The sequence below is a fragment of the Stenotrophomonas sp. KH_029 genome, assembly GCF_057839765.1.
On the sequence record NZ_CM174498.1, the window covers coordinates 3,007,575 to 3,034,401 of the forward strand.

27 protein-coding genes are annotated in these 26,827 nt (G+C 69.2%); 14 read left to right on the forward strand and 13 right to left on the reverse strand.

Going from position 1 to position 26,827, the window contains the following annotated elements:
- Positions 1 to 156 precede the first annotated feature (156 nt).
- The 3 genes from metG to rnfB all read left to right on the forward strand — a co-directional run bounded on the left by metG (position 157) and on the right by rnfB (position 3,326).
- Positions 157 to 2,220, forward strand: a complete 2,064-nt coding sequence (gene metG / locus AC3ITM_RS13615) for a methionine--tRNA ligase (protein WP_489265705.1) — start codon at positions 157 to 159, stop codon at positions 2,218 to 2,220.
- Between the two features lie 61 nt (positions 2,221 to 2,281).
- Positions 2,282 to 2,875 (forward strand): HAD family hydrolase, encoded by a 594-nt coding sequence (locus AC3ITM_RS13620; RefSeq protein WP_489265706.1) that lies wholly within the window; start codon positions 2,282 to 2,284, stop codon positions 2,873 to 2,875.
- 25 nt (positions 2,876 to 2,900) lie between these two features.
- Positions 2,901 to 3,326: an Rnf electron transport complex subunit RnfB gene (gene rnfB / locus AC3ITM_RS13625; protein WP_228884287.1), complete on the forward strand. Its 426-nt coding sequence runs from the start codon at positions 2,901 to 2,903 to the stop codon at positions 3,324 to 3,326.
- A 334-nt stretch (positions 3,327 to 3,660) separates the two neighbouring features.
- Here the strand turns inward: rnfB and AC3ITM_RS13630 are convergent, their stop codons facing one another.
- The gene (locus AC3ITM_RS13630; protein ID WP_228884286.1) at positions 3,661 to 4,008 is read right to left on the reverse strand and encodes a RidA family protein; all 348 of its coding nucleotides are present in this window, start codon (positions 4,006 to 4,008) and stop codon (positions 3,661 to 3,663) included.
- 183 nt (positions 4,009 to 4,191) lie between these two features.
- On the opposite strand from AC3ITM_RS13630, the gene mprF reads away from it, so the two are divergent.
- Positions 4,192 to 6,756: a bifunctional lysylphosphatidylglycerol flippase/synthetase MprF gene (mprF, locus tag AC3ITM_RS13635; protein ID WP_489265709.1), complete on the forward strand. Its 2,565-nt coding sequence runs from the start codon at positions 4,192 to 4,194 to the stop codon at positions 6,754 to 6,756.
- A 46-nt stretch (positions 6,757 to 6,802) separates the two neighbouring features.
- On the opposite strand, the gene AC3ITM_RS13640 is transcribed toward mprF, so the two are convergent.
- The 4 genes from AC3ITM_RS13640 to AC3ITM_RS13655 form a co-directional block, all read right to left on the reverse strand.
- Positions 6,803 to 8,146 carry a virulence factor family protein gene (locus tag AC3ITM_RS13640; RefSeq protein WP_228884284.1) on the reverse strand — a complete coding sequence of 448 codons (1,344 nt, stop codon included), beginning with the start codon at positions 8,144 to 8,146 and terminating at the stop codon, positions 6,803 to 6,805.
- Positions 8,147 to 8,225: 79 nt separating this feature from the next.
- Positions 8,226 to 8,867 (reverse strand): DUF998 domain-containing protein, encoded by a 642-nt coding sequence (locus tag AC3ITM_RS13645; RefSeq protein WP_489265711.1) that lies wholly within the window; start codon positions 8,865 to 8,867, stop codon positions 8,226 to 8,228.
- A gap of 21 nt (positions 8,868 to 8,888) precedes the next feature.
- Positions 8,889 to 9,110, reverse strand: coding sequence for an oxidoreductase-like domain-containing protein (locus AC3ITM_RS13650; RefSeq protein WP_489270110.1), 222 nt, complete (start codon positions 9,108 to 9,110; stop codon positions 8,889 to 8,891).
- A 46-nt stretch (positions 9,111 to 9,156) separates the two neighbouring features.
- The gene (locus tag AC3ITM_RS13655) at positions 9,157 to 9,756 is read right to left on the reverse strand and encodes an HD domain-containing protein (RefSeq protein ID WP_489265713.1); all 600 of its coding nucleotides are present in this window, start codon (positions 9,754 to 9,756) and stop codon (positions 9,157 to 9,159) included.
- A 246-nt stretch (positions 9,757 to 10,002) separates the two neighbouring features.
- On the opposite strand from AC3ITM_RS13655, the gene AC3ITM_RS13660 reads away from it, so the two are divergent.
- The gene (locus AC3ITM_RS13660; protein ID WP_489265715.1) at positions 10,003 to 11,142 is read left to right on the forward strand and encodes a transglutaminase-like domain-containing protein; all 1,140 of its coding nucleotides are present in this window, start codon (positions 10,003 to 10,005) and stop codon (positions 11,140 to 11,142) included.
- Between the two features lie 17 nt (positions 11,143 to 11,159).
- Here the strand turns inward: AC3ITM_RS13660 and AC3ITM_RS13665 are convergent, their stop codons facing one another.
- Positions 11,160 to 11,495, reverse strand: coding sequence for a zinc ribbon domain-containing protein YjdM (locus AC3ITM_RS13665; protein WP_489265717.1), 336 nt, complete (start codon positions 11,493 to 11,495; stop codon positions 11,160 to 11,162).
- A gap of 117 nt (positions 11,496 to 11,612) precedes the next feature.
- Between AC3ITM_RS13665 and AC3ITM_RS13670 the strand changes: the two genes are divergently transcribed.
- The 3 genes from AC3ITM_RS13670 to AC3ITM_RS13680 all read left to right on the forward strand — a co-directional run bounded on the left by AC3ITM_RS13670 (position 11,613) and on the right by AC3ITM_RS13680 (position 14,210).
- On the forward strand, positions 11,613 to 12,971 hold the full coding sequence (locus AC3ITM_RS13670; protein ID WP_489265719.1) for an Hsp70 family protein: 1,359 nt from the start codon (positions 11,613 to 11,615) through the stop codon (positions 12,969 to 12,971).
- 748 nt (positions 12,972 to 13,719) lie between these two features.
- Positions 13,720 to 14,019, forward strand: coding sequence for a YkgJ family cysteine cluster protein (locus AC3ITM_RS13675; protein ID WP_324250470.1), 300 nt, complete (start codon positions 13,720 to 13,722; stop codon positions 14,017 to 14,019).
- 11 nt (positions 14,020 to 14,030) lie between these two features.
- Positions 14,031 to 14,210 carry a hypothetical protein gene (locus tag AC3ITM_RS13680; RefSeq protein ID WP_228884277.1) on the forward strand — a complete coding sequence of 60 codons (180 nt, stop codon included), beginning with the start codon at positions 14,031 to 14,033 and terminating at the stop codon, positions 14,208 to 14,210.
- Positions 14,211 to 14,256: 46 nt separating this feature from the next.
- Here AC3ITM_RS13680 and AC3ITM_RS13685 read toward each other — a convergent pair whose 3' ends face one another.
- Genes AC3ITM_RS13685 through AC3ITM_RS13695 form a run of 3 tightly spaced genes read right to left on the reverse strand, consistent with a single transcriptional unit; the run spans position 14,257 to position 16,249 of the window.
- Positions 14,257 to 15,141: a DUF4097 family beta strand repeat-containing protein gene (locus AC3ITM_RS13685; RefSeq protein WP_489265721.1), complete on the reverse strand. Its 885-nt coding sequence runs from the start codon at positions 15,139 to 15,141 to the stop codon at positions 14,257 to 14,259.
- Positions 15,142 to 15,152: 11 nt separating this feature from the next.
- The gene (locus tag AC3ITM_RS13690; protein WP_489265722.1) at positions 15,153 to 15,668 is read right to left on the reverse strand and encodes a hypothetical protein; all 516 of its coding nucleotides are present in this window, start codon (positions 15,666 to 15,668) and stop codon (positions 15,153 to 15,155) included.
- Positions 15,665 to 16,249, reverse strand: a complete 585-nt coding sequence (locus tag AC3ITM_RS13695) for an RNA polymerase sigma factor (RefSeq protein ID WP_489265724.1) — start codon at positions 16,247 to 16,249, stop codon at positions 15,665 to 15,667. Before AC3ITM_RS13695 ends, AC3ITM_RS13690 begins: the two co-directional genes overlap by 4 nt.
- A 133-nt stretch (positions 16,250 to 16,382) precedes the next feature.
- Here AC3ITM_RS13695 and AC3ITM_RS13700 point away from each other — a divergent pair, with 133 nt between their 5' ends.
- Positions 16,383 to 16,583, forward strand: coding sequence for a hypothetical protein (locus AC3ITM_RS13700; protein ID WP_489265726.1), 201 nt, complete (start codon positions 16,383 to 16,385; stop codon positions 16,581 to 16,583).
- Positions 16,584 to 16,644: 61 nt separating this feature from the next.
- On the forward strand, positions 16,645 to 17,226 hold the full coding sequence (locus AC3ITM_RS13705) for a mechanosensitive ion channel domain-containing protein (RefSeq protein WP_489265728.1): 582 nt from the start codon (positions 16,645 to 16,647) through the stop codon (positions 17,224 to 17,226).
- A 76-nt stretch (positions 17,227 to 17,302) separates the two neighbouring features.
- Here AC3ITM_RS13705 and AC3ITM_RS13710 read toward each other — a convergent pair whose 3' ends face one another.
- Together AC3ITM_RS13710 and AC3ITM_RS13715 are read right to left on the reverse strand one after the other, a co-directional pair.
- Complete coding sequence (locus AC3ITM_RS13710) at positions 17,303 to 17,569, reverse strand: DksA/TraR family C4-type zinc finger protein (RefSeq protein ID WP_489265730.1); 267 nt, start codon at positions 17,567 to 17,569, stop codon at positions 17,303 to 17,305.
- A 108-nt stretch (positions 17,570 to 17,677) separates the two neighbouring features.
- Complete coding sequence (locus tag AC3ITM_RS13715; RefSeq protein WP_489265731.1) at positions 17,678 to 18,229, reverse strand: DUF2058 domain-containing protein; 552 nt, start codon at positions 18,227 to 18,229, stop codon at positions 17,678 to 17,680.
- Between the two features lie 73 nt (positions 18,230 to 18,302).
- On the opposite strand from AC3ITM_RS13715, the gene AC3ITM_RS13720 reads away from it, so the two are divergent.
- From AC3ITM_RS13720 to AC3ITM_RS13730, 3 genes are all read left to right on the forward strand, one after another.
- Entirely contained in the window at positions 18,303 to 18,797 is a 495-nt protein-coding gene (locus tag AC3ITM_RS13720) for a YgjP-like metallopeptidase domain-containing protein (RefSeq protein ID WP_489265732.1), read from the forward strand.
- A 99-nt stretch (positions 18,798 to 18,896) separates the two neighbouring features.
- A complete protein-coding gene (locus tag AC3ITM_RS13725) occupies positions 18,897 to 19,607 on the forward strand; it encodes an rRNA pseudouridine synthase (protein WP_489265734.1) in 711 nt (236 codons plus the stop codon).
- Between the two features lie 55 nt (positions 19,608 to 19,662).
- A complete protein-coding gene (locus AC3ITM_RS13730; protein ID WP_489265735.1) occupies positions 19,663 to 21,237 on the forward strand; it encodes a phospholipase D family protein in 1,575 nt (524 codons plus the stop codon).
- 33 nt (positions 21,238 to 21,270) lie between these two features.
- Here AC3ITM_RS13730 and AC3ITM_RS13735 read toward each other — a convergent pair whose 3' ends face one another.
- Positions 21,271 to 22,323: an HDOD domain-containing protein gene (locus tag AC3ITM_RS13735; RefSeq protein ID WP_489270111.1), complete on the reverse strand. Its 1,053-nt coding sequence runs from the start codon at positions 22,321 to 22,323 to the stop codon at positions 21,271 to 21,273.
- A gap of 366 nt (positions 22,324 to 22,689) precedes the next feature.
- On the opposite strand from AC3ITM_RS13735, the gene AC3ITM_RS13740 reads away from it, so the two are divergent.
- On the forward strand, positions 22,690 to 23,787 hold the full coding sequence (locus AC3ITM_RS13740) for a Glu/Leu/Phe/Val dehydrogenase dimerization domain-containing protein (protein ID WP_228884265.1): 1,098 nt from the start codon (positions 22,690 to 22,692) through the stop codon (positions 23,785 to 23,787).
- A gap of 76 nt (positions 23,788 to 23,863) precedes the next feature.
- Here the strand turns inward: AC3ITM_RS13740 and AC3ITM_RS13745 are convergent, their stop codons facing one another.
- Positions 23,864 to 26,710 carry a S8 family serine peptidase gene (locus AC3ITM_RS13745; protein WP_489265737.1) on the reverse strand — a complete coding sequence of 949 codons (2,847 nt, stop codon included), beginning with the start codon at positions 26,708 to 26,710 and terminating at the stop codon, positions 23,864 to 23,866.
- Positions 26,711 to 26,827: the final 117 nt, after the last annotated feature.

Sequence of the window (26,827 nt, forward strand, 5' to 3'; positions counted from 1 at the left end):
GGCCTCACCCACCCCAGCCCTCCCCCAGCAGACCGGTCTAGGCTTTGGCTTTGGCTCCGGCCCTGGCCTTGGCTACGGCTTCGAAAAAAAAGCCCGCCGCAGGCGCCCACCCCCTCCATGCGATAATCCCCGGTCCCCAAAGCAACAACGCAGACCATGACCCGCACCGCTCTCGTCACCACCGCCCTGCCCTATGCCAACGGCCCGCTGCACCTGGGCCATCTGGTCGGCTACATCCAGGCTGACATCTGGGTGCGCGCGCGTCGAATGAGCGGCGGCAAAACCTGGTTCGTCTGCGCCGATGACACCCACGGCACCCCGATCATGCTCGCCGCCGAAAAGGCCGGAGTGACCGCCGAGACCTTCATCGCCAACATCCAGGCCAGCCACGAGCGCGATTTCGCCGCCTTCGGCGTTGCCTTCGATCACTACGACTCGACCAACTCGGCGGCCAACAAGGCGCTGACCGAAGCCTTCTACCTCAAGCTCGAGGCCGAAGGCCACATCTCGCGCCGCTCGGTGGCCCAGTTCTACGACCCGGCCAAGGGCATGTTCCTGCCCGACCGCTACATCAAGGGCATCTGCCCGGTGTGCAGCAGCCCGGACCAGTACGGCGACAACTGCGAAGTCTGCGGCGCCACCTACGCCCCCACCGAACTCAAGGATCCGCGCTCGGTCATCTCCGGCGCCACCCCGGAACTGCGCGACTCCGAACACTTCTTCTTCGAAGTCGGCCATTTCGACGCCTTCCTGCGCCAATGGCTGGCCGGCGACGTCGCCCTGCCCGGCGTCAAGGCCAAGCTCGGCGAATGGCTCAACGCCGAGGGCGGCCTGCGCGCCTGGGACATCTCCCGCGACGCGCCCTACTTCGGTTTCCAAATCCCCGGCCAGCCCGGCAAGTACTTCTACGTCTGGCTCGATGCCCCGATCGGCTACCTCTCAAGCTTCAAGACCCTGTGCGACCGCAACGGCGAGGACTTCGACGCCCACCTGCGCGCCGGCACCAGCACGGAACTGCATCATTTCATCGGCAAGGACATCGTCAACTTCCATGGCCTGTTCTGGCCGGCCGTCCTGCACGGCACCGGCCACCGTGCGCCGACCCGCCTGCACGTCAACGGCTACCTGATGGTCGACGGCGCCAAGATGTCCAAGTCGCGCGGCACCTTCGTCATGGCCCGCACCTACCTCGACGCCGGCCTTGAAGCCGAAGCCCTGCGCTACTACTTCGCCGCCAAGTCCGGCGGCGGCGTCGAAGACCTCGACCTCAACCTGGGCGACTTCATCGCGCGCGTCAACGCCGACCTGGTCGGCAAGTTCGTCAACCTGGCCAGCCGCTGCGCCGGCTTCATCAGCAAGCGCTTCGACGGCCGCCTCGCCGATGCGCTGCCCGATGCCGCCCAGTACGACCGCTTCGTCGCCGCCCTGGCGCCCATCCGCGAGGCCTACGAGCGCAACGATCCGGCCGCGGCCGTGCGCCTGACCATGGCCCTGGCCGACGAAGCCAACCGCTACATCGACGACCAGAAGCCATGGGTGATCGCCAAGCAGGACGGCGCCGACGCCCAGCTGCAATCGGTCTGCACCCAGGGCCTGAACCTGTTCCGGGTGTTGGTTACCGCGCTCAAGCCGGTACTGCCGGCCACCGCCGCCCAGGCCGAAGCCTTCCTGGCCGCCCCGGTGCAGGACTGGACCGACATCGCCCGCCCGCTCACCGCGCACACCATCGCCGTGTACGCCCCGCTGTTCACCCGTATCGACCCGAAAATGATTGACGCCATGACCGACGCCTCCAAGGACACCCTCGCCGCCCCCGCCCCCGCGCCGGCCAAACCCGCCAAGCCGGCGCCCGCACCGGCCGCTGCTCCGGCGGCCACCGATGGCCCGGCCTACATCGACATCGACGACTTCGCCAAGCTCGACCTGCGCATCGGCAAGGTGCTGGCCTGCGAATTCGTGGACGGCTCGGACAAGCTGCTGCGCTTTGAACTGGACGCCGGCGAACTGGGCAAGCGCCAGATCTTCTCCGGCATCCGCGCCAGCTATGGCGAGCCGGAAAAGCTGGTCGGCCGCAGCGTGGTCTTCATCGCCAACCTAGCCCCGCGCAAGATGCGCTTCGGCCTGAGCGAAGGCATGATCCTGTCGGCCGGTTTCGACGGCGGCGCGCTGGCCCTGCTCGATGCCGACAGCAGCGCCCAGCCGGGCATGCCGGTCCGCTGAGCGCGGCGGCGGGGCGGCCGCAGCGCCGCTCCGCCCTGTCCATCGGCAAGGAGGAGCGGGCGTGGAACTGGCACTGTTCGATTTCGACCATACGATCACCACCTGCGACACCTATGGCCGCTTCCTGCGCCGCGTGGCCACGCCCGAGCAACTTGCCCGGGCCTGGTGGAAGGTGGGGCCGTGGCTGCTGGCCTACCGGCTCAAGCTGATCTCACCCGAACGCATCCGCGCCCGCGTCACCCGGCTGACCCTGGGCAACCGCCACGCCGAGGATATCGCCACCCAGGCCGCCGGCTACGCGCGCGATGTGCTGCCCGACCTGGTGCGCCCGCAGATGCTCGAACAGATCCGCTGGCACCTGCAGCAACGCCATACCGTGGTGGTCGTGTCCGGCTCGCTGGACCTGTACCTGCGCCCCTGGTGCCAATCGCTGGGGCTGGAGCTGATCTGCAACCGGCTGGAAAGCCGCGACGGGCGCCTGACCGGCCGCTACGCCGACGGCGACTGTGGCCCGCGCAAGGTCGAACACATCCGCCGACGCTACGATCTGTCACGCTACCAGCGCATCCACGCCTATGGCGACAGCAGCGAAGACCGACCGATACTCGCGCTCGCCCATGACCGCTGGTATCGCGGCAAACCCCTCAAAAAATAGTGTTCCCGCGCAGCCGACGCCACGCATGCCCAACCCCAGCCCTGCCCTGATCGAACGCCTCGACCGCCTGTTGCCGCAGACCCAATGCGGCCAGTGCGGCTTCGACGGCTGCCGCCCCTATGCCGACGCGATGGCCCGCGGCGAGGCCGGCGTGGACCGCTGCCCGCCCGGCGGCGATGACGGCGCACGCGCGTTGGCGCACGTGCTCGGCGTGGCCGCCATCCCGTTCGACCGCAGCCGCGGTGAACACAAGCCCGCCCAGGTCGCGCTGATCGTCGAAGCGGACTGCATCGGCTGCACCAAGTGCATCCAGGCCTGCCCGGTGGACGCCATCGTCGGTGGTGCCAAGTACATGCACACCGTCATCGCCGATCTGTGCACCGGCTGCGAGCTGTGCATTCCACCGTGTCCGGTGGATTGCATCGAGTTGATCGCAGCGCCCGCCCGGTAACGCCGGACGTTGATCGCAGCGCCGGTCCCGTAACGCCGGACGTTGATCGCGGCACACGCCCGTAGCGCCGGGCTCTGCCCGGCTGCTGTTGAATCTGCATGGCCGGCGGGCAGCCGGGCAGAGCCCGGCGCTACATGCACCGCGAGAGCGGTGACGCATGGGCGCATGGCGATGCGTCAAGCATCGCGGCGCCCATCGGTTCCCGTGGCGCGGCAGAGCCCGGCGCTACGTGCACCGCGAGAGCGGTGACGCATGGGCGCATGGCGGTGCGTCGAGCGCCACGGCGCCCATCGGTTGCCGTGGCGCGGCCCTGCCCGGCTGCCGTCGCCGACCGTTACGGCAACGCCGCGGTCACCACGATTTCCACCTTCCAGCTCGCATCGGCCAGCCTGGCTTCCACCGTCGCGCGCGCCGGCGTCATTCCCGCCACTACCCACTCGTCCCACGCGGCGTTCATGCCGGCGAAATCGTTGATGTCGGCCAGGAATACTTCCGCACGCAGGATGTGCTGCTTGTCGCTGGCCACCAGCGCCAACAGCTTGTCGATCTCGGCCAGCACCTGCCGGGTCTGGCCGGTGATGTCCTGGCTGGTGTCTTCCGGGATCTGCCCGGACAGATAGGCAACCTTGTTGTGCACGGTCATCTCGGACATGCGCGGGCCGACATCGAAACGTTCCAACATGGCGATACTCCTCTGGGTGAACCTGCATTGTCACCGATGCAGCCGGCGCGTGCCCTTGCCGGCAGCCAACGCCGCAGCGGCGCACCCTTGGCAAGTGCCGGCATCAGGCGCACGATGCGCGCGCACGGGCAGCCACGCCCGCCTTTACTTCCTCATCGCCCGCCCCCGGAGCATGCTGTACCGATGACCGAACCAACCCCCGCTCCCGCCCCGGCCCGCGTCGGCTGGCGCCGCGCCGCCACCGTGGTTTTCAGCCTGGCGATCCTGGCCCTTGCCCTGCGCGGCCTGGCCAGCGAGTTCGACGAACACGGGTACCGCGCCATCCGCGAAGCGTTCCGCCATCTGGGTGCCGGCCAGATCGCCCTGACCGTGCTGCTGGGCCTGGCCAGTTACGCCTGCCTGATCGGGTTTGACGCGGTCGGGCTGCGGCGCAGCGGCAAGCGCCTGCATCCTGCGCGGATCGGCATCACCGCCTTCCTGGCCCACACCATCGGCCAGACCCTGGGCTTTGCCGCCCTCACCGGCGGCGCGGTCCGCCTGCGCGGCTACGGCGGCGCCGGCCTGACGCTGGGCGAGATCGGCCAGGTGGTGCTGATGAGTACCTTGGGCTTTGTGTTCGGCGCCTGGCTGCTGCTGGCACTGGCCTTCCTGCTCGAACCCGGTGCCGCCGCGCTGGCCCTGCCGGTGTCGGTGCAGGCGGTGCGCGTGTCCGGCATCGTCGGCCTGCTCGCCTACCTGGGCACCTGGCTGGCGGTCGGTCGCGATGGCCGCAGCTTCCAGGTCCGCCGCCACAGCCTGTGGCTGCCGGACCGCCGCACCATGCTCGGGGTCACCGCGCTGAGCGTGGTCGAACTGGTGCTGGCCAGCGCGGCGTTCTACGTGCTGCTGCCGATGGACACCCCCACCGGCCTGCCCGGCTTTGTCGGGCTGTACCTGGTGGCGGTATTGGCCGGCCTGGTCTCCAGCGTGCCGGCCGGGCTGGGCGTGTTCGAATGGAGCCTGCTCAAGCTGCTGCCGCAGGTGGCGCCGGCAGCGGTACTGGCCGCCGCGCTGATCTACCGGGTCACCTACTACGTGCTGCCGCTGCTGCTGGCCACACTGCTGGCGCTGGGCCCGGCGATGCGCAAGCCGCTGCGGATCGGTGCCGGCGCCACCCGCGCCGGCTGGACCGCACTGCGCCCATGGCTGCCGCAGATCATCGCGCTGGCGGTGTTCAGCGTGGGCGCGGCGCTGGTGATCGACGGCACCCTGCCCACCCCGCGCCGGCACCTGGTCAACGCCTCGCTGCCGGTCCTGGAAACCTCGCACCTGCTCGGCAGCCTGGCCGGCGTGGCCTTGCTGCTGATCGGCCAGGGCCTGCAGCGGCGCAGCCATGCCGCCTGGATACTGGCACTGGGCATCTGCGTGATTGCGCCCTTGCCGATCTGGCTGCGCGGCGGCCAGGTATTGATCGCGTTGTCGGCGTTGCTGGTAGCGATGGCGTTGTGGGCCTCGCGCCGCGAGTTCTATCGCCAGGGCGCGCTGCTCGATGAAGCCTGGTCGTGGCCCTGGATCCGCAACCTGGGCCTGGTGCTGGTGGCGGTGATCTGGCTGCTGTTCTTCGTCTACAGCCATGTCGAATACCAGAACGAGTTGTGGTGGCAGTTCGCCGCGCAGGGCAATGCACCGCGTGCACTGCGTGCGCTGCTGGTGGTAGCCATCGCGTTGACCATCTTCGGCCTGGCCCGGCTGCTGCACAGCACGCGCAGCCCGTTGCCGCCGGCCGATGCCCCGACCCTGGATGCACTGGCTCCGATTCTGCTTGCCGCGCACGATACCCAGGCCTGCCTGGTGCTGACCGCCGACAAGGCCGTGCTGCGCGACCCGGACAATCGCGGCTTTGTGATGATGCAGCGCTACGGCGGTTCGCTGATCGCGATGGGCGATCCGGTCGGCCCGCCCGAGGTGGCGCGCGCGTTGATCTGGCGCTTCCGCGAGGAAGCCGACCGGCTCGGCCTGCGCCCGGTGTTCTACCAGGTCGGTGAAGCCTACTGGCAGACCTACCTCGACCTGGGCCTGACCCTGGTCAAGCTCGGTGAGGAAGCGATGGTGCCGCTGCAGGATTTCGGCCTGGAAGGACGCGAACGCGCCGACCTGCGCCAGGCCTGGAACCGCGGCAAGCGCGGCGGGCTGAGTTTCCGCGTGGCCGCACCGGAGGAAGTACCGGCGCTGCTGCCGGCGCTGTCGCTGATCTCGCAGCAATGGCTGGACGACAAGGCCGGCGACGAAAAGGGCTTCTCGCTGGGCAGCTTCGATCCGCAGTACCTGGCGCGCTTCCCGGTGGCACTGGTGGAAGCGAACGACCGTATCGTCGCCTTCGCCAACCTGTGGCAGGCACCGGCCGGGCAGGAATTGTCGGTGGACCTGATGCGGCACATCGACGATGCGCCCAAGGGCACCATGGATTTTCTGTTCATCGAACTGTTCCTGTGGGGCCGCGCCAACGGCTTCCACCGCTTCTCGCTGGGCATGGCGCCGCTGTCCGGCCTGGCCCAGCACCGCCTGGCCGGCCGCTGGAACCGCTTTGCCAACCTGGTTGCCCGCCACGGCGAACGCTTCTACGGTTTCAGTGGCCTGCGCCGTTTCAAGTCCAAGTTCGCCCCACAGTGGCGCGCACGCTACCTGGCCGCCCCCGGCGGCGTCCACCTGCCCGCCGCCCTGCTCGACGCCACCCGCCTGATCTCGCTGGATCCGCGCCGCCACGATTGAGGGGCGGCAACGACGATGCCGTGGCGCGACGACGACAGCCCGGGCTTCAACGCTGCTGCAACTGCTCCAGCAACGTCCGCGCCAGGCGATCGTAGTCGCCCTTGAAATGGTGGTCGCCCGGCAAGCTGATCACCTGCGCATTGCCCGCCGGCAAGGACGGGCACAACGCATCGCCATCGTCCTGGCCGTACAGGCACAGCGTCCTGCCCGCCGGCAGCCGGGCGATCTCCGGCGCGATCGGCGTGCCATCGCCGCCACCGCCCAGCCAGTTGCTGACATGGAACTCGTAGTCGGCGTTCCTGCCCACCGACATCAACCCGATCATCGCCACGCTCCCGCGCGCCGCCGGCGACATCTGGTTGATCGCCGCCGGCAGCACATCGGCCCCCTGCGAAAACCCCACCAGCACCACCCGCTTGCGCTGCCACTGCTGGCTGTAGTGCCGCATGATCCGCTCCAGATCGCGCGCGAACCCCTGCGGCGTACGCGCGGTCCAGAAATAGCGCAGCGAATCCACCCCGACCACCGCAACCCCCGCCTCGCCCAGCGCCGCGGCCACTTCCTTGTCCAGGCCGGCCCAGCCACCGTCGCCGGAGACGAAAATCGCAAACGTATCGCCCGGCTTGGCCGGCGCCACCTCCACCACCGGCAGGCCCTTCAGGTCATCCGGGGGCGGCGCCAGGCTCACCCCCTGCTGCGCACCGATCACCTGCGCTGCGGCCAGCAGCCCGGGCAACGCATCGCCGCCATCGGTACGCTGGAACTGCCGCCCCATCGCCACCTTGCGCACGAACGCGGCCGCACTGCCGGCTGCGCAATGCTCGCCGCCGGCCGCGTCCAGCCAGGGGAAGTTCAACTCGGCCGGCAGCAACCGGCCGTGACTGCTGCCGGCACCGCAGACCTCGCGCTGGCGCGCATGGTCCGGGCAGAAGCCGGTGGTCAGCAACCCGGCAAACACCTGGGTGTCGGCCTGCGCGGCCACCGCATAGGCCAACCCGGCGCCCTGGCCATCACCGCCGATCAGCGGCAGGTGATAACCCGGCACATGCAGGAACGCCTGGAAATAGCGCGAAAAATTCTCCACATCGCCGGCACCGAACGCGCAGTCGCCGCTGCGTTCGCGCGCCAGCACCTTGCGCAACCGGGCCACATCGACCTGGGCCACCAGCGCGCCCTGCGCCTGCAGCGCCTCGATCCGCTGCTGCGTACGCGCCCGTTCGCCGCCGCCGTCGAACCACACCACCACCCGCTGCGGGTGGCCGGCCGGCAGGTACACCGGAATGTCCTGGAAACGCCCATGGCTGACCTGCGTCACCGGTGCCGCGCCGGCCACCGTCGCCAGCCCGCCCATCACCAGCCCCAGCACCGCACCCACACTGGCTCGCCGCATCGTCACGCATCCTCTGTAAGTCCCGCCACGATACGCCGGTCGCCCGCCCACGGCATGTACACGCCGTGGCCGCAACGCCTCAGCGCCGTGCGCGCCGCGCCTGCCACCAGCACTGCAGCGCCACCGCCGCCAGCCACGCCACCACCATCGCGATCACCAGCTTCTGCCCGGCCCCGCGTGGCGGCCCACGCCACAACACATGCAGCCACAGCAACACGAAGCACAGCCAGGCCCAGCCCCAGGCCAGACCGGCCCAGCGCGACCACTGCGGGTCGGCACGCAGGTACCAGCTCTGCAGCAGCATCGCCACACTCACGCACATGAACGCGGTATTGGCCGCCAGCCCGTGCACCAGCGGGGCCAGCAGCGGAGCGCGCCCAGGCAGCCAGCTGTCGCCGATCGCCACCGTGGCCAAGCCCAGCGCGGCCACGCAGAACAGCAGCGGGGCAGCCGCGCTGCGCCGCGGCGACGCACTGCCGGCGTACAACGACCCGGCCAGCAGCGCGATCGCCAGCGCCAGGACGCAATAGGCGGTACGCAACGCCAACCCCCAGGGGCCGTGCAGGTACAGGCTCAGCGTGGCCCGTACCGGGTCCAGGTCGGCGCGGGCCCATTGCGTCCATGCGGCGGTGGCCACGAACAGCAGCAGCGCCAGCAGCGTGACCAGGGCGAGGGTGCCCTGCAAACGGGGCGACCAGCGGGCAGCGGCGGGCGGCGGCATCGGGCGCGGCATCCCCAGGGCTCAGCCGCCGGCCTCGGGATGGCGCAGTTTCCACGCCGCCAGTGCCGCGCGGTAGGCCTGCAGCTCGTCGCTGTACAGGTCCAGCACGCACAACGGGCAACCGCTGCCGCAGCACTCGCTGGGGCCGGGTTCTTGCGGCGGCTGCGGGCGCGGATCGGAGGCGGGGCCGGGATCGGGGACGGGGACGGGGACGGGGACGGGGACGGGGACGGGCGCGGACATGGGCAGGGGAAAGACGGTCACGGCACTAGTGTAGCCAGACAACGGCTCAGGCGATCCGTCGGCGCAGGTTGGCCCGTGCCGCCGCGTCCAGACGCTGGTGGAAGAACTCGCTCAGGAAGATCCGCGGCTTGAGCAGCAGCTGTTTCAGGAAACGGCGCCGGTTGAGCCGGAACAGGAAGCCGGGCACGTGCCCGGCATACTCCTCGGCAATGCCGCGGTCATAGGCATCAAACACCGCCGCCGGCGCGCCGAGGATGGCCATGTCGCAATCCAGGAACAACGCCGCATCGGCGTCGACCTCGGCTGCCGACAGGGCGCCGTGGCGGGCGGTCAGGGTGATCAGCTGCACCACCCGCGCCACGTCGATGCCCTGCCCCGGCAACCAGCGCGCGATCGCCGCGGCGGCCAGGTCGGCCGAGCGCGCCTCGTTGTCGCTGCGGCCGGCCTGGTAGACCGCATCGTGGTACAGCGCGGCCAGTTGCACCTCCGCCGGCTGCCGCCACCCCGGGCCCTCGGCAACCGCCTGGCAATGCTGCAGCACCGCCTGCACGTGGGCGAAGTTGTGGTACGCCCGCGGCGGCATCGCGTAGGCGGCTTCCAGTTCGGCGACCAGGCCGGCCGGCAGGGGAATCGGTTCAAAGCGCATGGACCATCATTGGCCCGGACATCGTCGGCTGACAAGCGGCGCTGCCGCTGGTTCGTTGACGATTTTTTCACCAGTGGCCGCGAAGGCCTGCCCGGTGGGGCGTGCACGCACTTGTCCACAACTTTGCCCATGGCTGATCCACACCGGCTGTGGATGGCCCGATACGCCGATGAGCGGCGCGCCAGTGGCCCGGCATCGGCCTAGACTGGACCTACCAACGGCCCGGCACGCTGCGAGGTGATCATCATGTCCGCCTGGAAAGCCCTGGCCCTGCTGGCCGGCCTGGCCGCCTCGGCCAGCGTCCCGGCCGCCACCGTGCAGCCCACCGCCGCCACAGCGCCGACCACCGCCACCACCCTGCCCACCCCCGAACAGATCCTGGCCGTGCCGCCGGCATTGCAGGCCCTGCTGCAGCAACGGGTGATCGCCCCCGGCGCCTCGCGCGAGCAACGCCTGCAGCGGCTGCTGCAGCTGATCTTCGACGAGCAGGGCATGCACCTGGAATACGACCCGTATGCCACCAACACCCTGACCGAAACCTGGCAGACCGGGCGTGCCAACTGCCTGTCCTTCACCCTGCTGTTTGTGACCCTGGCGCGTGCGGCCGGGATCGATGCGCGCGTGCAGGAAGTGGCCCAGGTGGTGAGCTGGCACCAGGACCAGGGCGTGATCTACAGCGTTGGCCACGTCAATGCCGGCATCATGCTCAACGGCCGCGACGCGGTGGTCGACCTGGACCGCAACGTGCTCTACGACCGCTACGGTCCCCGCCCGATCCCGGCGCAGCGCGCCCTGGCGCACTTCTACAACAACCGCGGCGCGGCCAGCATGGCCGCCGGCGATACCGGCCAGGCGCGCGCCTACCTGCAGCAGGCGCTGGCGCTGGCGCCGGACTTCGTGGCCGGCTGGAGCAACCTGGGCGTGCTGGAGACCCGCCTGGGCAACCTGGCCCAGGCCCGCCAGGACTACCTGACCGCATTGCAGCTGCACCCGCGGCATGCCGCCAGCCTGACCAATGCCAGCGCCCTGTTCCGCCGGATGGGCGACACCGCCCAGGCCGCGCAGCTGGCCCGGCGCCTGGAGCAGGTGCAGCGCAGCGACCCGTTCGTGCAGTTCCAGCTTGGCAACCAGGCCGAACAGCGCCACGACTACGCCCAGGCCATCCACTACTACCAGCGCGCGGTCCGGCTGTATGACAGCGCGCACCAGTTCCACTTCGGGCTGGCACGGGCCTACTTCCTGGCCGGCGAAAACCGCCGGGCCTCATCCGAAATGACCCGTGCGCGCGACCTGGCCGGCGACAACGCCGACGTGCTCAAGGCGCGCTACCAGGCCAAGCTGGACAGCCTGCAACGCTGGCGCCAGCGCAGCGCCGCGGCCAACTGAGCCGTGCCAGGAAAGGCTCAGGCCTTCTTTAGGAAGCAGGTCTTCAGCACCAGGCCCTTGATCTTGTCCGAGTTGCCTTCGATATGCTCGGCATCGTCCTCGACCAGGCGGATGTTGCGGATCACCGTGCCCTGCTTGAGCGGGATCGAGGAGCCCTTGACCTTCAGGTCCTTGATCACCGTGACCGTGTCGCCGCCGGCCAGCACATTGCCATTGCTGTCGCGGACCACCACGTCCTGCCCACCGGCCTCGGCGCCGGTCCACTCATGGCCGCAGTCGGCGCAGATCCACAGCGCGCCATCGGCATAGGTATTTTCCAGGGTGCATTGCGGACAGACGGGAGCGGTGGACATGACGAAGCCTTGGGATACTGAACAGCCCCCATTGTAACCGCCCACCCGCATGGCCCTTGCACCGGCCGGCGGCTTGCCGCAAAGTGCGCGCCCCCCAGACCGGCGTCCCGGCCCCGCATGAAGATCGGCATCGACTTTGGCACCAGCAACTCCGCCGCCGCCGCGGTGGTCGACGGCCGCGTGGTGCCGATCCAGTTCGGCCAGGCCCAGCAGTTCCGCACCACCGTGTACTTTCCCGAAGTGATGCGCGACCCGAATGACTTCGCACTGACCCCGGCGCTGGAGCACGACCTGGCCCGCCTGATCGAGGCCGCCGCGCGCGACGCGCGTGCCGCCGGCCAGGAGCGCGCGCCCGACGCGCTGCGCCGCGAGGCGCTGCGGGTGGTGCGCCGGCAGTGGATGGAAGAGCAGATGCGCGCGCCGTTGAGCTCGACCAAACTGCTGCAGAACGCGGTATACGGCGACGAGGCGCTGGAAGCCTATTTCGAGGAGAACGAGGGCAACCTGGTGCAGAGCCCCAAGTCGATGCTGGGCTACAACCTGCACCCGCGCGCGCGCCAGACCATCACCGGCATCGCCACCCACATCCTGGAACACATCCGCCTGACCGCCTCGCGCCAGCTGGAGCAGCCGGTGCGCACCGCCACCCTGGGCCGGCCGGTGCAGTTCCGCAGTTCGATCGGCGCGGCCGGCAACGACCAGGCGCTGGACATCCTGCACACCGCCGCGATCGCCGCCGGCTTTGACGATGTCGATTTCCTCGAGGAACCGGCCGCCGCGGCGATGCACTACCACGCCGAAAGCGCGCAGGAACACGACGCGGTGGTGGTGGACATCGGCGGCGGCACCACCGACATCGCCCATGCGCGCGTGGGCGGCCAGCAGCCCCCGAAGATCCACCGCGCCTGGGGCATCGCGCGCGGCGGTACCGACATCGACCTGGCGCTGAGCCTGGGCGGCTACATGCCGCTGCTGGGCCGTGGCGTGAGCCGCGTGCCCAACCACCACTACGTGGAAGCGGCGATGGTGCAGGACATGACCCGCCAGCGCGATTTCCGCCAGTACAACTACCGCGATGTCGATGCGCCCTGGGGCAAGCGCCTGCAGGCGCTGCAGGACACCGGCAACACCGCGCGGCTGTACCGTGAAGTGGAACAGTGCAAGATCGCGCTGAGCAGCGCAGCCGGGCACGACAGCAACCTGGACTTCATCGAGCGCGGGCTGGCCGTGCAGGTCGACCGCGCGCGGCTGGAAACCGCCGCCGGAGGCTACCTGGGCGAACTGGGCAGCCTGCTGGAACAGGTCCGCGCCGACATCGGCCACGACCCGGCCGCGGTGTTCCTCACCGGCGGCATGTCGCGCGCCGGCTATCTGCAGGACGCGGTGGCCGCGGCATTCCCGGGCTCGACGCTGGTACGCGGGAACCCGTCGTTCGGCGTGGTGCACGGGTTGGCGTGGGCGGCCGCTTCTTGTTGAAGGCGTGAATCAAACACCGGACTGACGGTTTCTCTGGCTTGGGTCGGGACGTGTGGGTTTCCGGGACACGCCGTAAACCCCGCTCTGCGGTCCGGTCCGGCCCAGCCACTGGCAACCTTGCAGCGTCCGGCACTACGCAGCGTGCCTTTGACTTTTTTGTGCGCACCAGCCAGCCGTAGCAGGGGCGGCGTGGCTGGGTTGGCGGGACTGTCGAAAACATGGGTCCGGCGTATATGCCGGACGGGTTGGGCAGGACGCCCAACCCTGGCCTTGCCGCATGCGCAGGAAAGCGCATGCGAGCAAGTTTTCGCCAAGCCCCCATGGACGGGTTTACGGCGTGTCCCGACGGCCCAGCCACGCCGACCCAGCCCCAGGCAACCCAGCCTCGGCACTGGGCTGGGCCCTTGCTTTGCGGTACTTCAGCCCTTATCTAGAACACTGCAGGAGCAGCGCAAGCCCTGCTGTTACAAGGCTTTCAGCCCTGTGAAGGTCCAGCATTAACAAAACGTTACGCCAAAAGCGCTATCATCTTTCCGCTTCAATGCGCAATGCGCATGTCATCGGGCCTCGTACAGGCCACCATCCTTTTCGATGCTGCCGCCTTCCGGATTCGTCCCAGGCGCCGGGATCGTTTTTACGCTGTGATCCGGCTCGCTCCCAGCACGTAGTCCCCGAGCCACAATGAGAGATTCGATTGGGCGAACGCCTGGTTGTACCAGCCCCAGTTTCCGCTGCCGAACCCGACCCCATCGACTGCCGCCGTTGTGACGCAGTCTGTTGCCGGCTGTCGGTCACCGTGATGCCCGACGACAACGTGCCCGGCTACCTGCTGGACACCGACGAGAACGGCCGCACCGTGATGGCGCGCAATGACGAAGGCTGGTGCGCGGCGATCGACCCCTACCATCTGCGCTGCACCATCTACACCCAGCGCCCCGCGATCTGCCGCCAGTTTGACATGGGCGGCGATGACTGCCGCCTGGTGCGGCAGGACTACCGTCGACAACAGCACGACCTGTCGACGATCTTTTCCACGATCCATCCATGACAGGAGCATCCATGGCCCGTTCGCCAAAGACCTCCCCCAAGGCAAGCAACACCGTTCGCGTCGACCGTAAGCAGGGTTCCAACACGGCCGTCAACAGCGCCAGCATCGCAGCCGACCTGGCCGCGTTCCGCAAAAGTGGTGGCAAGATCGAAGTGCTGGGCAATACCCTGGCACTGAAGAGAGCCGGCTGACGCCGCAGCCGTCCGCACCGGCCTTGCGCCGGTGCGGTGGCCGCACTCAGCGGCCGCCCAGCTCCACCCGCACGCTGCCCGAGTGTGCGTTGATCGAAATATCGCCGTCACCGCCGCCCAGCCGGGTATCCAGGCTGCGGCCGGGCCCATAGCGCGGCTTCTCCACCTGGCCTGTATCGGACTGGATGCCGCCACTGAACGTCTTCACCGCCAACTGCGCCGACACCGTGCGCGGCAGCTTCAGCGTGATCGCCCCGCTGACCGTCTGCAACGACACCTTGCCGCCCGGCGCCAACCCGCTGGCGGCCACCTCGACACTGCCCGAAACCGCCTCGGCCGACAGTCGCTGCACCCGCCCGGCATCCACCCGGATGCTGCCCGACACCGTCTCGGCCGTCACCTCGCCCGATGCCCCGCCGCCGGCCTGGATCCGGCCGCTGACCGCACGCAGGTCCAGCCGCGGCGTCTGCACCTGCGAGCGGATACTGCCGCTGACCGAGCTCAGTGCCGTCTCCGCGCTGCGCCCGGCCGCCACGATCCCGCCACTGACCGCCGTGGCCTGCAGCCGCCGCACATCCACATCGGCCACCTCGATGTCCGCGCTGACCGTGCCCAGCTGCACCTCCACCGCCCGCGGCACGCGCAGTTCCAATGTCGCCCCGCCATTGCTGCGGCCGCGTGGATACACCACCTCCCAACGCACCCGGTTGGCGCTCTTGTCCTGTTTCAGTTGCAGGCCATCGGCCATCGACCCGCTGAGCTGGACCTCGTTGCGGTCCCACCCGCGCACGCTGACCTTGCCGGCGATATTGCTCACCTCCACCCGCCCCCCCGCGCCCAGTGGCGCGCGCGCATCCACGCGGGTATCGGCCTGCGCCGCCAGCGGCAGCAACAGGCCCAGAACAGCAATCAGACGCAGCGAATGGTGCATGGGAATCTCCTTCACGATGGCATGCCAGCAGCAGTCATCACCGCTTGCTGGGTAAGTTGCAGGCGCAGCGCATAGGTGCGCTGCAGTTGTTCGAGCAGATAGCGCGAACGGGGGTTTTCAGCGATGGCCGCGCGGATGTGGTCGGCGCTGCTGTCCAGTTCCCGCAGCGCCGGCTGCCAGTCGCCGGCCACCTGTGCGGCCGGCAGCGAGGCCATCGCCTGCTGGTATTCCAGCGCCAGCGCATCGGCCTGGCGCTGTACCAGGGTCGGCGGCGGCGACTGCGGCGCCGGCATCGGCACCACCATCAACAACGCCAACCCCGCCGCCAGGCCCAGCCCCACGCGCAACGGCCAGCGCCGTGGCGCACGCGTCGGCGGTACTACCGTCAATGGCGCACGCGCGGCCGCCGGCAACTGCGCGGCGATACCCTGCCATACCCGCGCCGGCGGCAACCGCTGCGCCGGCAGGCTGCGCAGGCGCGCCTGCAGCGCATCGTGGTCGTGGTCGTGGTCTTCAAATTCGTTCATGCGTGTTCTCCCAGACGTGCGCGCAACAAGCCACGCGCACGGTGCAACTGAGCCTTGGAACTGCCGACCGCCATCTGCAGCTGGTCGGCAATCTCCTGGTGTTTCCAGCCTTCGATATCGTGCAGCACCAGCACCGCCCGCGCGCGCGGCGGCAAGGTCTCCAGCGCGCGTTCCAGATCCATCACGGTGCCCGCGCAACGGTCCACCGCCGCCAGCGAAGCCAGGCTGTCCCAGCCTTCCTCGCCGGCATCGCAGGCCTGCCAGGTGGCGTTGGCGCGCAGTTCCATCAGTGCCGCATTGACGCCCAGCCGGTGCAGCCAGGTGCCCAGGCTGCTGTCGAAACGAAACCCCGGCAACGCGCGCCAGGCCTGCAGGAACGCGTCCTGCAGTGCGTCCTCGGCGCGTGCGGCATGGCCGCCGCACAGCCGCCACAGCACGGCATACATCCGCGGGGAATGGCGGCGGTAGATCCGTTCGTAGGCCGTCACGTCACCGGCCACCGCCGCGCGCACCAGGGCATGGTCGTCGGTCGGGTCGGCCTCGGTCGGGGTGCGGCTGGCGGGCATGGTGGCATCGAGCATATCCCTTGGATGCCGGGTCGATCGAAAAGGTTTAAACCGACCCGGCACCGGGGCGGGGGCCGGCTCTAAACCTTTTCCATGCAGCGCGCATCCAATCCCTGTCGCCCCCGTGCAGCCGCCAAGGAAGTCCGCCATGCCCACCCATTGCCTAGCCCTGCTGCTCTCGCTGGCCAATGCCTGCACCCTGCCCGGCAGCCCGCTGAGCCTGCGCGTGCCGCTGCAGCCGCACCCGGACCTGTGCGTGCAGTACCGGCAACACGCACCGCTGTGCGCCTCGCGGCTGCTGGCCGCACTGCAGTCGCAGCCGCTGTTCCAGGCGTTGCCCACACGGTAGTGCGCCGCGCATTAAGATGGGTGCGATATCGGCACCATCGCTGCAAGGAACCGCGCTTCCCATGAAAGACCATCTGCCCGCCTGGACCCACGACTGGCTGCACTACGGGGTACCTGCCCTGCAGATCCTGCTGACCCTGCTGGCCGCCTGGCTGCTGCGCCTGATCGCACGCCGGCTGATCCGCCGCCTCGGCGAGCACTACACCCTGCCGCCGGAAATGATGATCGGGGCGCGCCGCGTCTTCAGCTTCGTGGTGTATTTCACCGTGCTGCTGGTGGTGCTGAGCATCCTGGGCGTCTCGGCATCGGTACTTTGGACCGCCTTCACCGGGTTTGCCGCGGTCGGCGCGGTGGCGTTCTTCGCCGCGTGGAGCGTGCTGTCCAACATCTTCTGCACGTTGCTGATCCTCACCACCCGCCCGTTCCGCCTGCACGACTACATCGAGGTGCTGGAAAACGGCGAAAAACCCGGGCTCAAGGGCCGGGTGATCGACATCAACCTGATCTACACCACCCTGCAGGAAACCGACGGCGGCCATGAAGGCACCGTGCTGCAGATTCCCAACAACATGTTCTTCCAGCGCACCGTGAGGCGCTGGCGCGACCCGTCGCTGGCGCCAGGCGGCATCCAGGGCGACGGCTGATGCGGCGTGCCACGCCGGTTGTAGATACCGACCGTTGGTCGGTATGCGTTATTGCGTGCCGACCAACGGTCGGCACCTACCGAAGTTGGCTGTCCTTGCTGCCGCGCCGGTTGTAACCACCATTTTCATGGTGCGCGGCGTCTTCCTCTTCCTGGCAGCGCACGCATAGGCGCACGCCGGGCACGGCCCTGCGCCGCGCCTCGGGAATGGGTGCCTCGCAGGATTCGCAGTGGGTCAGCCCCGGACCGTGTCTGAGTTGCGCGCGGGCGCGCTGGATGGCGTCGTCGACGGTCGCGTCGATCTGGTCCTGGACCGCGCCATCGCCTGCCCAACCGGTCGCCATGTCGTGTCTCCATGCCGTTGTCAGGGAACCAGCATAGACCCGGCCACAAGGCCGGGGCCGACGTGCGGCTGAACGCGGGCACGTCGGGATGAATCCTTCAGCCAGGGCTTACCAGACCAGGTCGTCGGGCACCTGGAACTGGGCGTAATACGCATCGTCCTCGGCATTGCCGGTGCTCGGCTCGCTGCCCGGCTGGCTGTTGTCGAGCACGATCGCGCCGGGATCGCGTTCGCGGATCTTGTCGGCGACCGCACGCGGGACCAGTTCGAAACCCTCACCCAGGCGCACGATCACCAGGCTGCCCGAGGCCAGCTGCTTGCGCAGCACGTTGTTGACCAGCAGCGTGCGGATCAGCGTGCCGTCGTTGAAGCGGTACTCGCTCTCGCCTTCCCGCTTGACCTTGTGCGCCTCGATGATCTGGCGGACCTGGGCCTGCAGTTCCTGGGCGTGGGCCCTGGCCTTGCGTTCGGCTTCCAGCGCGCGATCGCGTTCGGCCTTCTCCGCGCGCAGGCGCTCGGCCTCGCGCTGGCTCTCGCTGGGCGCGACCGGGGCCTTGCCGTGGCGGGCTTTCACCTGTTCACGGGCGGCCTGGGAGACCTGGGATTTCTTGACCAGCCCAGCCTTGAGCAGCTGCTCCTGCAGGGGATTTGCCTTCGCCATACGCCTAGCATCTGTTGTTGCGGGATTCCGGAGGCCATCATACTGGTCTGCCCGCCCCGCCCCAACCGCCTGCATGACCGCCCTGAAATACCTCGCCGGCTATCCCGACGCCCTGCAGCAGCAGGTGCGCGAGCTGATCGCGGGCGACCGGCTGGGGCCGTGGCTGGAGCGGCGCTACGCCGAACTGCACACGGTGCGCAACGACCGCCAGCTGTACGACTACACCCAGGGCCTCAAAGAGCGCTACCTGCGCCAGTCCGCGCCGCTGTCCAAAGTGCTCTACGACGGCAAGCTGCAGGTGCTCAAGCATGCGCTGGGCACCCACACCACGGTGTCGCGGGTGCAGGGCAGCCGGCTCAAGGCCAGCCGCGAAATCCGCATCGCCAGCGTGTTCCGCGACGCGCCGGCGCCGTTCCTGAAGATGATCGTGGTGCACGAACTGGCCCACCTGAAGGAATCGGACCACAACAAGGCCTTCTACCAGTTGTGCACGCACATGGAAGCGGACTACCACCAGCTGGAATTCGACCTGCGCCTGTATTTGACCCATCTGGACTGCGGCGGCTGAATGCCCTCCGACCACGGGTCGGACCTGCTCCCTTTCGCGCAGCGCCGGGCCCCAGCCAGTACACTCCCCGCCCGCTTCCCGTTTTATGCCGCCTGCCCGATGACCGACCCGATCCGACTCGACAAACGCCTGACCAGCCTGATCGGCTGCTCCCGTGGCGACGCCCAGCGTTACATCGAAGGCGGCTGGGTGACCGTCAACGGCCAGGTCGTCGAACAGCCGCAGACCCTGGTCACCGACGAAGCCGTCGTGCTGCGCGACAACGCCGAGGCCACCCGCACCGAAACGGTGAGCATGCTGCTGCACAAGCCGGCCGGCATGCGCGCCGACGAACTGTGCGCGCTGGTCACCCCGGACAGCCGCAGCGAACTGGATGCCACCGGCGTGACCCTGCTGCAGCGCCATTTCCACGCCCTGCAACTGGTGATGCCGCTGGCCGACGAAGACAGCGGCCTGGTCGTGGTCAGCCAGGACGGCCGGGTGATCTCGCACCTGAAGGACCGCGGCGCCACGCTGGAACAGGAATACCTGGTCGAGGTCAGCGGCGAACTGGCCCCCTACGGCATGAAGCGCCTCGCCCACGGCCTGAGCTTCCGCAACTGGCCGCTGCCGCCGTGCAAGGTCAGCTGGCAGAACGAAACCCGCCTGCGCTTTGCGATCAAGCCGGTGCAACCGGGCCAGCTGCGCGACATGTGCCGCCAAGTCGGCCTGGAGGTGGTCAGCGTCCGCCGCCTGCGCATCGGCCGCGTGGCCATGGGCAAACTGGTCCCCGGCCAGTGGCGCTACCTGGCCCCCGACGAACGCTTCTGACCGGCCGCGCGCGCCTGCACTCGCAGTGCACACACGCGCCGTTTACGATCCCCCCATGACCGAACGCAAGCCGCTCTGGCGCCGGATGCTGCGCTGGCTGGGAATCTCCCTGGCCGTACTGGCGCTGCTGGTGCTCAGCGGCCTGCTGCTGGCCGACCACCTCACCCCCCAGGCACGCGGCCCGCACAGCAGCGTGCTGCCGCCGCAGCCGGCGCAGACGGCGATCGACCGCGAACTGGTGCGCCTGCAGGCCGACCATCCCGACCAGTCCGGCGTGGCCTTCCTGTCCGACGGCCTGGACGCCTACGCCGCGCGTGCGGTGATCACCCGCCATGCCGGGCGCAGCCTGGACCTGCAGTACTACATCTGGCACGACGACCTGATCGGCCACCTGATGGCGCGCGAACTGCACCAGGCCGCCGAACGCGGCGTGCGCGTACGCATCCTGCTCGATGACATGAACGCGCAGGACAAGGATGCGCTGATGATGGCGCTCGACGAGCACCCCAACATCGAGATCCGCCTGTACAACCCGTTCCGCAACCGCAACGGGCTGTGGCGGCTGGTGGAGATGGTGCAACGCGTGTTCAGCGTCAACCATCGCATGCACAACAAGTCGTGGATCGCCGATGGGCGCGTGGCCATCGTCGGTGGCCGCAACATCGGCGAGGAGTATTTCAGCGCGCGCCCGGACGTGAATTTCCGCGACCTGGACCTGCTGGTCGCCGGCAAGGCGGTGCAGCAGGCCAATGTCATTTTCGACGATTACTGGAACAGCCAGGCCGCCGTGCCGATCTCGGCCCTGGCCTTCCATACCCCCGCCGAGCTGCGCCTGCTGGTGCGCCAATCGGCGCACGAAGCCAAGCTCGATGCCGCCCAACCCTACCTGCGCCGGGTCCAGGCGCAGGCCGCGCGGTCGTTCTACCGCGATGCGCCCGGCCTGCACTGGAGCGACCGCGTGGAGATCGTGTCCGACCCGGCCATGAAGCACCGCCGCGATGACCAGGCCAACTGGCTGGTGACCCGCCTGGCCGGCGAACTCGCCTCCACCCGGCACAAGGCGCTGCTGATTTCCCCGTACTTCGTGCCCGGCCAGGAAGGCAGCGAGGGCATGGCCGCGATGGTCCAGCGCGGCGCCACGGTCGGGGTGGTGACCAACTCCCTGGCAGCCAACGATGTGGCCGCCGTACACAGTGGCTATATGCGCTACCGCGAACCGCTGCTGCGCAGCGGCGTGCACCTGTACGAACTGAAGGCGCGCGGGCACGGCGACAGCGGCGGCCTGTTCGGCAGCAGCGGGGCCAGCCTGCATACCAAGGCCTTCGTGCTCGACGACGCGCGCGGCTTCGTCGGCTCGTTCAACCTGGACCCGCGCTCGGCCTACCTGAACACCGAAATGGGCGTGCTGTTCGACGATCCGGTACTGGCCGCACGGCTGCGTGGGGAATACCTGCGCCTGGCCAGCCCGCAGGTGAGCTACTGGGTGGCCCTGGATGCCCAGGGCCGGCTGCGCTGGCTGGACCGCGACACCCGCCCGCCGGGCTGGCTGACCCATGAACCGGACAGCACGCTGTGGCAGCGCGCCAGCGCGCGGGTGATCAGCTGGCTGCCGCTGGAATCCCAGCTGTAACCGCCACCTCGACCGCCGGCGTCCTGCGCAGGGTCAGGTCGCCACCGGCTCGTCGGCTTCCAGGGTTTCCACCCCGCGCCCATGCAGGCGGCGCCAGATCCACTGCAGCGCGTGCGGCGGCGTGCCGTCGAGCTGCTCCAGCAGCGCCAGCGCCTGCGCCTGGCCGATCCGCCCGTGCCGGCACAACAGGCTGGCGGCCGCTGCGGCGCGGGCAAAGCGCAGGCTGGCCGGCAGCCCGGCCCGGGCCTGGTCGCCATCGTGCAGCAGGGCCTCGTGCACCGCCGCCGGCAACTCCCAGGCGGCAGCGATGCGGCTGGCCACCGGCAGCGTCCAGGCCTCCAGCAAGGCCGCCGCCAGTGCCGGCGATGGCGCGGCCTGCCCGGGCTGGCTGGCGGCGTCGAGCAGGTGGCGCATCACCAGGGTCGCGCCCAGCCCCTGGGTCAGCCCCAGCCACTGCGCGGCAAATCCGTCCTCATGGGTCACCAGCCGCGCGTGGTCGGCCGCCGCGCGCGAGGCCAGCAGCGCGTGTTCCCAGATCACCGTGCCGAACTGCGGAAACGCCAGGCAGTGCAGCTGCATCACCGGCTGCACCAGCACCGCGCTGATGATCTGGCGGATGCCATCGGTACCGACCAGGGTCACCGCCCGTTGCAGGCTGTCCACCGGCCGCGCCTGCAGGCGGTAGACCGGGCTGTTGGCGATGCGCAGCAGGTTGCCGGTCAGCACCGCGTCCTGGCCGATGATGGCGGCCATCGCGCGCGCCGAGGCATCGCTGTCGTTGACGGTCTGGATCAGCTGCGGCAACAGCTGCGGGCGCCGCGGCAGGTGCCGGGCCGACCAGTCCTGCTGTTCCAGGGTGGCCACCACGGCCTCGCCCAGCGCGCTGTCCTGCGCGGCAGCGGCCGGCGTGCCCGCCGTGGCCAGGGCCAGCGCATGCAGCCCGGCCTGCAGCCGTTGCGCCGGATCGGCCTGGCGGGAACCGACGGGGGCCGGCACCGGTGCCGGGGCGGCCGCGCGGTCGGCCAGCGATGCCGTCCCGGCGTCGGGGGCGACCTCATCGCGCGCACGCCACAACAGCGCCGCCAGCAGCGCCGCCACCAGCACCAGGCCGAGCACGAGCACGATCATCGCCGCCCGTCCGGCACCGGGTACCGCCTCTGTGTTGCTGCCACTGCGCCCACGTTGCCCATCCTGACCTTGCCGGTACCGCGCACCGTTGCCACGGCATCGGCGCCATCTTCAGCAACTTTAATGAAACCGGCCCGGACGCCGCCGCTGTGGCAGGCGCGACCGGCCGGGACCGGCACTGACACCGTCCTCGGGCCGAATGCACTAGAATGGCGCCGCGCGACCGTCCCGGAACCCAGACGACGTCGCTTTTTTTGTTTTACACCCAACCTTTTGCTGGTTCGTTCGCCGCAGTTCGCCACCGTTCGCACCATCGGAGTCACCATGTTATTTGAAACCCTCGAAACCACCGGTCACGAACAAGTGGTGTTCTGCCACAGCCGCGACGCCGGTCTGAGGGCGATCATCGCCATCCACAACACCACCCTGGGCCCGGCCCTGGGCGGAGTCCGCATGCGTCCGTATGCCAGCACCGAAGAGGCCCTGGCCGATGCGTTGCGGCTGAGCCGGACCATGACCTACAAGAACGCCCTGGCCGGGCTGAACGTGGGTGGCGGCAAGGCGGTGATCATCGGTGATCCCAAGCAGGACAAGTCCGAGGTGCTGTTCCGCGCCTTCGGCCGCTACGTCGACTCGCTGGGCGGCCGCTACATCACCGCCGAAGACGTCGGCACCGATGTCAACGACATGGAGAACATCTACCTGGAAAGCGAGTACGTCACCGGCGTGCACCAGGTCCATGGCGGCTCCGGCGACCCGGCCCCGTTCACCGCCTACGGTGCGCTGCAGGCGTTGATGGCCACCATGCAGCACAAGCTGGGCCACGAGGAAGTGGGCAAGACCAGCATCGCCGTGCAGGGCCTGGGCCACATCGGCATGGAGCTGGTCAAGCTGCTGCGCGACCGCGGCGCCAAGCTGCTGGTCAGCGACCTGGACAGCGCCCTGGTCGAACGCGCGGTCACCGAATACGGCGCCGAAGCGGTCAAGCCGGACGACATCTATGACGTCAACGCCGACATCTTCGCGCCATGCGCGCTGGAAGGGGCGATCAACCCGCAGACCCTGCCGCGCCTGAAGTGCAAGATCATCTGCGGCACCGCCAACAACCAGCTGTCCAGCCTGGAAGTGGGCGATGAACTGCATGCGCGCGGCATCCTGTACGCGCCCGACTACGCGGTCAACGCCGGCGGCGTGATGAATGTGTCGCTGGAGATCGACGGCTACAACCGTGAGCGCGCCATGCGCCTGATCCGCAGCATCTACCACAACCTCGGCAGGATCTTCGCGCTTTCCCAGCGCGACAACATCGCCCCGCAGCGCGCGGCCGACCAGATCGCCGAAACGCGCATCCAGTCGATCGGCAAACTGAAGATGCCACTGGGCCGGGCCACGCCACGGCTGGGCACGCTGCGCGGCAACTGACCGCCACCGGCGGCAGAGGGCAGAAGGGCGCGATCGGATCGCGCCCTTCTGCGTTTTCAGCGCACGCTGGCGCGGCTCAGAACGCGGCCGCGTAGCGCAGGGCCAGCTGGCGCATGTCGCCACGCGGACCGAACCGCTGGTCGTAACCGAACGTCACGCGCGTGTTGGCGCTCAACCACGATTCCACCGACAACCCGAACAGGCCGCCCGAGCGCGCCGGCTGCACGCCGGCCAACGGTGCCCAGGCATCCACCCCGACGAAGCTGGCGTCCTGGACCAGCCCGTCGCTGGACAGCAGCTGCTGCCACTCGGCATAGCCGCGCAGCGACCAGTTGCCCCACTGGCGGTGCGCGCGCACCCCGGCCAGTGCCTGGCTGCGCGTACTGGCGTTGCCTGCGGCGCGCAGGCCGAAGCCCAGCCCACCCTGCTCGGTGAAACGGTCGCTGTCCACGCGGGTGTAATCGGCACCCAGGTACGGGGTCAGCGAGGCACGGCTGCCGCCCAGGCGGTAGCCGGTTTCCACGCTGGCCGCACTGAAGCTGCCGCCGTAACGGGCATTGACCCCGTACTGGCCGGCACCCAGCAGCAGCTGGCGGTCGATCTGCCGGCTGAACTGACCTGCCCCGAGCTGGCCCAGTGCATAGGCGCCGCCGGCATTCCAGCCGGCGTACAGCTGCGCTTGGGACTGGCGGTCGCGGCCGCGGTCGCCGCCCCACTCACGGTTGTTGTAGGTGCGGGTTTCACCGAAGGCAAAGCCGAGCACGCCGGCACTGCCCAGCGCCATGTCCTGGCCCATCATCCAGCCGCGGGTATCGGCGCCGCTGGCCGAGAAGCTGCCCTGCCCGGCGTCGCCCAGCTGGCTCTGCCAGGCACCGCGCAGGCGCGGGGCGCCCTGCAGTTGGCCAAAGCGGGCCGACAGCGCGCGACGGTTGAGGTCGATGCTGTCGAAGGTGGACGCGGCGGCCAGCGCATGGGCCTTGCCCGACAGGCTCTCCAGGCTGGCCTGCAGGGCCTGGTTGCCCTGCACGCGTTGCAGCTCGCCGGCACCGTTGGCGAATGCGCTGCCGGCCATGCCGCCGCCATCGAGCACCTCGAACGCCGCTTCCACCCGTGCCGCCGAGGCCAGCGCGGTACCGGCCAGGCCGGCAGTGCGGCTGGCGCTGGTGATGTTGATCTGGTCAGTGGTCAGCGTCACGGTGTTGGCTGTCTGCTGCAGGGACATAGACAGCAGCGTGGCCTGGGTCAGGCCGTGGGTGACCGCATCGAACTGACCGGTGATGCCCTGCCCGGCCTGCAGCACGGTCTGGGTACGGCCATTGGCAGGCACGTAGCCGCTGACGATATCGCTCACGTACACGTTGCCGGCCAGGCTGGCGGTACCGGTGACATTGAGCGGATTGCCGCCCAGCGCCACCATCAGCTGCGCGCCGGCGCGCTGGATGTAATTGCCGTCGATGGTGCCGGTGCCACTGGCATCGCGCAGGATCACGCTGCCGCCGTTGTCGACATTGCCCTTGACCCGGCCGCCGCCCACCATGAACTGCAGCGCCGACGCACTCGGGCCGGCCGAATGGGCCAGGACGAACACGTTGGAGGTGATCGACGCGCCATCGCGCAACGCCACCGTGCCGCGCTCGATGCGGGTGTCGCCGGTGTAGGTATTGGTGCCCGACAGGCCGAGCGCACCGATGCCCTGCTTGATCAAGCCACCGCTGCCGCTGATGTTGTTGCTCCACAGCGAGTTGAGCCCGGTCTGGTTGACGTCCACCGTGGCATTGCCCCAGTCGAACCGGCCCGGGCCGTTGAGCGCCTTGCCGACGTTGAGCAGGCCATAGCCGAAGGTGCTGTCCACGCCGGACGCCCCCAGGTCGGTGGCAGTGCCCAGCAGGGTCTGGCGCACCAGGTCGTTGCTCAGGTACGGGTACTTCTGCCACACCAGTGCCGCCGCGCCGGACACCAGCGGCGCGGCGTACGAGGTGCCCGAGCCCCACAGGTAGGACGGCGTGCCGCCGGTGTTCTTCGGGTCCAGGTAGACCACCGTGCCCGGCGCCGCCAGGCAGTACCGGGCCGCCACGCCGCAGGCGTTGGCGTAGGACGCCAGGGCACCGGGGTTGTTGGTATCCACCGCGGTCACCGCCAGCCAGCCACGTTCCAGATCGGCGGCCGGCAGGCTACCGCCGGTGCCGACCTGGCTGGGCAGCGCGGCCATGTCCGAGGGATTGGGCTTGCTCTCGTTGCCGGTGGCAAACACCACCAGGCCGTTGTGGCCGACGATGAAGGGGCGGTATTCGGCGGCGATCGGCGCGGTGGCCGCCGGGTTGTTCCAGTACAGGCCACCCCAGGAGTTGTTCATGATCTTCACACCGTCGGTGATCAGATCCTGGTGGATGCCGGCCAGGCCCAGCGCACCGTTCACTTCGTTGCCGTTGCCCGAGCCGTCATCGACCGGACTCTTGTCGTTGATGATCCGCGCCGACACGATCTGCGCCTCCGGCGCAATGCCGCCCGGCCAGGCGCCGAACGCGCGTCCGGCGGCCAGCGAGGCCACGACCGTGCCATGCCCGACCACATCGTCGACATTGAGGTTGTTGGTGGCCGGATCGACGTAGCTGCGGCTGGAGACCACCCGCCCGGACAGGGTGGGATTGGCGCGGTTGACGCCCGAATCGACCACCCCGATGCGGATACCGCTGCCGGTCATGTTCTGCCGGTCAACGGCGTTGACCACCGCCAGGTGCGCGTTGAACGCCGGCTGCCCCGACGGCGGCGTTACCGGCGGGGTGACCGGCGGCGTCACCGGTGGCGCCACCGGCGGTGGATCCACCCGCACGTTGCCACCCCCGCCCCCGCCACCACCGCATGCGCTCAAGGCCATTGCCAATGCGCCGGCCAGTGCGCTCCTGTTGATCGCTGACTGCTTCATCCCTGCTCCCCAACGTGAAATGGAACCGCTGCCGGCATCCTGCCTTCCCGGCCGACACCGGTAGTAAACCGCGACCCTCTATACTGGGCCACCCCACGCAGTCTGCCGGGAAACGCG

Bases quoted from the DNA above. Each gene is read 5' to 3' on its own strand.
- AC3ITM_RS13685 (WP_489265721.1), bottom strand. From the start codon at position 15,141: ATGCACCATTCGCTGCGTCTGATTGCTGTTCTGGGCCTGTTGCTGCCG.
- AC3ITM_RS13710 (WP_489265730.1), bottom strand. From the start codon at position 17,569: ATGGCGACCGGTTGGGCAGGCGATGGCGCGGTCCAGGACCAGATCGAC.
- AC3ITM_RS13660 (WP_489265715.1), top strand. From the start codon at position 10,003: ATGTCCGCCTGGAAAGCCCTGGCCCTGCTGGCCGGCCTGGCCGCCTCG.
- AC3ITM_RS13740 (WP_228884265.1), top strand. From the start codon at position 22,690: ATGTTATTTGAAACCCTCGAAACCACCGGTCACGAACAAGTGGTGTTC.
- AC3ITM_RS13745 (WP_489265737.1), bottom strand. From the start codon at position 26,710: ATGAAGCAGTCAGCGATCAACAGGAGCGCACTGGCCGGCGCATTGGCA.
- AC3ITM_RS13680 (WP_228884277.1), top strand. From the start codon at position 14,031: ATGGCCCGTTCGCCAAAGACCTCCCCCAAGGCAAGCAACACCGTTCGC.
- AC3ITM_RS13700 (WP_489265726.1), top strand. From the start codon at position 16,383: ATGCCCACCCATTGCCTAGCCCTGCTGCTCTCGCTGGCCAATGCCTGC.
- mprF (WP_489265709.1), top strand. From the start codon at position 4,192: ATGACCGAACCAACCCCCGCTCCCGCCCCGGCCCGCGTCGGCTGGCGC.
- AC3ITM_RS13690 (WP_489265722.1), bottom strand. From the start codon at position 15,668: ATGAACGAATTTGAAGACCACGACCACGACCACGATGCGCTGCAGGCG.
- AC3ITM_RS13640 (WP_228884284.1), bottom strand. From the start codon at position 8,146: ATGCGGCGAGCCAGTGTGGGTGCGGTGCTGGGGCTGGTGATGGGCGGG.
- AC3ITM_RS13730 (WP_489265735.1), top strand. From the start codon at position 19,663: ATGACCGAACGCAAGCCGCTCTGGCGCCGGATGCTGCGCTGGCTGGGA.
- AC3ITM_RS13695 (WP_489265724.1), bottom strand. From the start codon at position 16,249: ATGCTCGATGCCACCATGCCCGCCAGCCGCACCCCGACCGAGGCCGAC.
- metG (WP_489265705.1), top strand. From the start codon at position 157: ATGACCCGCACCGCTCTCGTCACCACCGCCCTGCCCTATGCCAACGGC.
- AC3ITM_RS13655 (WP_489265713.1), bottom strand. From the start codon at position 9,756: ATGCGCTTTGAACCGATTCCCCTGCCGGCCGGCCTGGTCGCCGAACTG.
- AC3ITM_RS13705 (WP_489265728.1), top strand. From the start codon at position 16,645: ATGAAAGACCATCTGCCCGCCTGGACCCACGACTGGCTGCACTACGGG.
- AC3ITM_RS13630 (WP_228884286.1), bottom strand. From the start codon at position 4,008: ATGTTGGAACGTTTCGATGTCGGCCCGCGCATGTCCGAGATGACCGTG.
- AC3ITM_RS13715 (WP_489265731.1), bottom strand. From the start codon at position 18,229: ATGGCGAAGGCAAATCCCCTGCAGGAGCAGCTGCTCAAGGCTGGGCTG.
- AC3ITM_RS13670 (WP_489265719.1), top strand. From the start codon at position 11,613: ATGAAGATCGGCATCGACTTTGGCACCAGCAACTCCGCCGCCGCCGCG.
- AC3ITM_RS13650 (WP_489270110.1), bottom strand. From the start codon at position 9,110: ATGTCCGCGCCCGTCCCCGTCCCCGTCCCCGTCCCCGTCCCCGTCCCC.
- AC3ITM_RS13725 (WP_489265734.1), top strand. From the start codon at position 18,897: ATGACCGACCCGATCCGACTCGACAAACGCCTGACCAGCCTGATCGGC.
- AC3ITM_RS13665 (WP_489265717.1), bottom strand. From the start codon at position 11,495: ATGTCCACCGCTCCCGTCTGTCCGCAATGCACCCTGGAAAATACCTAT.
- AC3ITM_RS13645 (WP_489265711.1), bottom strand. From the start codon at position 8,867: ATGCCGCCGCCCGCCGCTGCCCGCTGGTCGCCCCGTTTGCAGGGCACC.
- rnfB (WP_228884287.1), top strand. From the start codon at position 2,901: ATGCCCAACCCCAGCCCTGCCCTGATCGAACGCCTCGACCGCCTGTTG.
- AC3ITM_RS13720 (WP_489265732.1), top strand. From the start codon at position 18,303: ATGACCGCCCTGAAATACCTCGCCGGCTATCCCGACGCCCTGCAGCAG.